The following is a 4,594-nucleotide window of genomic DNA, read 5'->3' as shown; positions in this document are numbered from 1 at the left end:
GCGGTGGAGAGGGGAAGCCCGGTGAGCTCAATTAAATACCTGGGGAGTTACTTTTATTTTAATAGCCAAATTATTCTATTCACATGTATAATGGCCACTTTTTAAATCCGCTTGCATAAGTCATGACCATAAATACACTACTTTACCAAGCAACTCATGCCAAACAAATTTGGGGACAACTACATGGAAGCAGTCTTGCACTGGCTTTGGCAGAACATTGCCAACAAACTCCAGGCATTAAGTTATTAATTGCCCAAGACAATCTCCGTGCCAACCAATTACAAGCTGAGCTCGAGTTCTTTTTAGATCCAAACCATTCGCCTGAAGAACTATTGTTTTTTCCTGATTGGGAAACTCTGCCTTATGATCAATTTTCACCCCACCAAGACATTATTTCCGAAAGACTATACACTCTAAGCCGCATACAACAGGCCACTAACGCCATAATAATTACTTCAGCCAATACGTTAATGCATAGGCTTTGCCCTCCTGAATTTTTAAACCAATATGCCCTTATGCTTAAAGAAGGACAAAAACTGGATTTAACGGCTTTTAGAAATCAACTCCAACAAGCTGGTTACCACAGTGTCAATAAGGTTTTGGAGCACGGTGAATTTGCACTCAGAGGCTCGATTATCGATGTATATCCCATGGGTTCAGGCATGCCCTTTCGCATTGAATTATTTGATGACGAAATCGAAAGTTTAAGAGAGTTTGATACCGAAACGCAGCGCACTATTGAAAAAATAAAAGAAATTAATGTACTTCCTGCACGCGAATTTCCGCTTAATGAACAAAGTCAACTTTTATTTCGTCGCACTTTTCGTGAATTATTTCCAGGTAATCCCAGCCAATGCCCAATTTATGAAGCGGTTAGTGAAAGCCAATATCCAGCAGGTATTGAATATTATCTTCCTCTATTTTTTGAAAAAACAGCCACCTTTTTTGATTATCTCCCCAATAATGCCAAGGTCTGCCTGATTGAAAATATTCAAAGTAATGCGGAACAATTTTGGTATGAGTTAAGTGAACGTTATGAACAAAGACGCTATGACGTCAGCCGCCCAATTCTACCTCCCAAGGCATGCTTTATTAATCCTAATGAGCTTTTAACCAAAGCCAATCAATACGAACAGCTGCGCTTATTCCATAGTACATCAGAGAAAAAAGGTACTGTAGTTAATTTCGATATTACCCTTGGCCCACAATTACAGATTGATAGAAAAAACCAGGAACCACTAATTCACTTACGTGAATATTGCACAGACACCTCACGCCGCTATTTAATCGTAGTTGAAAGCGCTGGGCGTCGAGAGGTCATGTTTGATTTACTAAAACCAAGTGGCATACTCCCTAAAAGCTACCCATCCTGGCATGATTTTGTTAACGATTCTTTCCCTATAGGCATCACCACTGGTGAATTAATCCAGGGATGTGAGTTAACTGCAAAAAAAACGGTGCTTATTGTTGAGTCACAAATTTTTGGTGAACAAAGCACGCCACAACAACGTCGCAGCAGTCAAAAATCAGTAGATCCCGACTTAATCTTTCGTGATATGGCTGAATTACGTCTTGGCGCTCCGGTAGTTCATCTGCAATTTGGTGTGGGACGTTATCAAGGATTACAATACATTGAAAATAATGGTACTGCCAGTGAATTTTTAGTATTAAGTTATGCTGGTGACGACAAAATTTATGTCCCCATCACTTCGTTACATATGATAAGCCGCTATACTGGCGTAGACAGTGAACATGCCCCCTTGCATAGATTAGGCACAGATCAATGGCAAAAAGAAAAGAAAAAGGCAGCAGAAAAAATTCATGATGTCGCTATTGAACTATTAGATCTCTATGCCAAAAGAGAAGCGCAACCTGGCCATAGCTACACATTAGACCAGAGCGAATACGCACGCTTTGCCAGTGCATTTCCATTTACTGAAACCCCAGATCAATTACAGGCAATTGCACAAATTATCCAGGACATGGAATCGCAAAAACCTATGGATCGTTTGATTTGTGGTGATGTAGGTTTTGGTAAAACAGAAGTTGCCATGCGCGCGGCCTTTGTTGCGGTACAAAATAATAAACAGGTGTGTATTCTGGTACCCACAACCTTATTGGCTGGGCAGCATTTTGAGTCATTTCGCGATCGTTTTGCTGATTTTGCAGTCAACATTGAACTCTTATCACGTTTTCGTTCTGCTAAAGAAGCTGAAGCCGTCATGGCCTCTTTGCAATCAGGAAAAGTAGACATCGTCATCGGCACTCATAAATTATTCCAAAGCAACATCGCTTTTAAAAACCTTGGCTTACTCATTATTGATGAAGAACATCGCTTCGGAGTCAAACAAAAAGAACATATTAAAGCTTTACGTACTCATGTCGATATTTTATCAATGACGGCCACCCCAATTCCTCGAACATTAAATATGGCCATGGCCGGCATCCGTGATATTTCCCTCATGACCACACCTCCTGCCAAGCGTTTAGCAATAAAAACCTTCTGGCAAGAGAAAAAAGACTCTGTAGTTCGTGAAGCCATTTTGCGCGAAATTTTAAGAGGAGGTCAGGTTTTTTTCCTACATAATAATGTAGAAACCATAGAGCGTATTAATCAAGATTTACAGACCTTAGTCCCGGAAGCAAAAATTCGCAGTGCTCATGGGCAAATGCGCGAACGCGAATTAGAGCGAGTCATGTCAGAATTTTATCACCACCGTTTTAATGTCCTGGTGTGTACAACCATTATTGAAACTGGAATTGACATTCCCACCGCTAATACCATCATCATCGACCGTGCAGATAAATTTGGTTTGGCACAGTTGCATCAATTACGTGGTCGTGTAGGACGATCACATCACCAGGCTTATGCCTATTTGCTCACGCCAGATAAAAAGCTATTGACTGCAGACGCTGTAAAACGTTTGGAAGCTATTGTTTCTCTCGAAGATCTGGGTGCAGGCTTTACGTTGGCCACCCATGATTTAGAAATTCGCGGTGCTGGTGAGCTTTTAGGTGAAGAACAAAGTGGAAATATGCATGCAGTAGGTTTTAATTTATTTATGGAAATGCTCGACCGTGCTGTAAGTGATTTAAAAGCTGGAAAAATCCCTGAGCTATCAGCACCAATGCATCAAGGGCCAGAAATTGATTTACGCACCAGCGCGATTATTCCTGAAGATTATATTGGCGACATCCATAACCGCTTAATCATGTATAAACGCATTTCCAATGCCAAAGATAAAGAGCAATTACATGATCTGCAAATTGAATTAATTGATCGCTTTGGCTTGTTACCACAGCCAGTCAAAAATTTATTATTGATTACTGAATTAAAATTGCAAGCAGCGAAAATGGGGATTATAAAAATCAGTGCCGGCGCACAACAAGGAAAACTGGAATTCAGTGAACAACCTGATATCAATCCAGCAACCTTAATCAGTCTCATCCAGCTTCATACCGCACGTTACCAAATGGAAGGACCTCAACGTCTACGTTTTAACATAGACAGTACCACACCCGAAGAACGTATCTTCGAAATTAGTTCGCTGCTTAATAAGCTCGCCACACCTAAAAACTGACAGGTTGGGGGATGCACTTTATCGTCGTCTCCACGAAAGTGAGGACTATTTAAAGGAATTGGTAGATTAAATTAATATTTTTGCGGATACTTCTATAGTTATATTTAATATTTAGATACAATAGCGTGGATCCATGAATATTTATATCTGTTGATACGATTTGTATACGAACCATTTATCAATACGATAAATCGGTTCATTTCAACATGTGGACGATCCGGGACGCACTGCCATTAAGTGAAGCAAATCTTTCACTGCCTACGTTCTGCGACTTGTTCGCGGAATCCAGAAATCTGGTTCCGTAGATGGATCCCGCGAACAAGTCGCGAGACGTAGGCAAACAACTATGTTCCTTAACTTAATGGCGGTAGGTCCCGGATGGACCAAAAAATTAATTAAAAGATTGTCTATGAGCACAACTGATAAAGAGTTACCTAAAGAAAACGCTATCCCTGAGTTACTATCCGATAAGCGCTCTAAAAACATTATCTTCGCCTTAAGAAAAATGATACAACAAATGGATTTTCACTCACGGCGATTAAATAAATGTTGTGGATTAACTGTTCCGCAGATTGTCTGTCTGTATGAAATTTATGAAAATGACATGACCACTTTATCTGCCTTATCCAAAAAAGTATTTTTATCCATGAGCACTCTCGTGGGCGTAATCGACCGCTTAGAAGAAAAAAAATTAGTCCATCGCACACGAGATGATAAAGATCGCAGAAACATTTACATTAGCATTACCAACAAAGGCAAAGATTTTGTGCATACTTCGCCTTATTTACTTCACAATAGACTGAGTAAAAATTTGCGCCTCTTATCTGAGAAAGATCAAATGATGCTCGAAAACTCGGTTAATTTATTGGTTAATCTATTAAATGATCTTTAGAATTTGACAGAACTCATATCAGAATCACATAGACATTAGTTCTGCTCTCAGCAGTAAGAGGTCACGTAATGGCGTCAACTTAAGGCTATTTCCTCTTTCTCTCTGTCATTAAGTTAAGGAA

The 4,594-nt window shown here is 39.9% G+C and carries 2 protein-coding genes; both read left to right on the top strand.

The features are described 5' to 3' along the window. The first annotated feature begins 122 nt into the window (after positions 1–122). Complete coding sequence (mfd, locus tag QM652_RS14125) at positions 123–3,581, top strand: transcription-repair coupling factor (RefSeq protein ID WP_415076893.1); 3,459 nt, start codon at positions 123–125, stop codon at positions 3,579–3,581. Positions 3,582–3,990: 409 nt separating this feature from the next. Beyond that, positions 3,991–4,473 carry a MarR family winged helix-turn-helix transcriptional regulator gene (locus tag QM652_RS14120; protein ID WP_415076891.1) on the top strand — a complete coding sequence of 161 codons (483 nt, stop codon included), beginning with the start codon at positions 3,991–3,993 and terminating at the stop codon, positions 4,471–4,473. The last annotated feature ends 121 nt before the right edge of the window (positions 4,474–4,594 follow it).

Origin of the sequence: Legionella sp. (genome assembly GCF_047605385.1) — a bacterium.
Taxonomy (GTDB): Bacteria; Pseudomonadota; Gammaproteobacteria; order Legionellales; family Legionellaceae; genus Legionella.
Note: the sequence above shows the minus strand (reverse complement) of the source record. Positions and strands in the feature narration are given on the sequence as shown.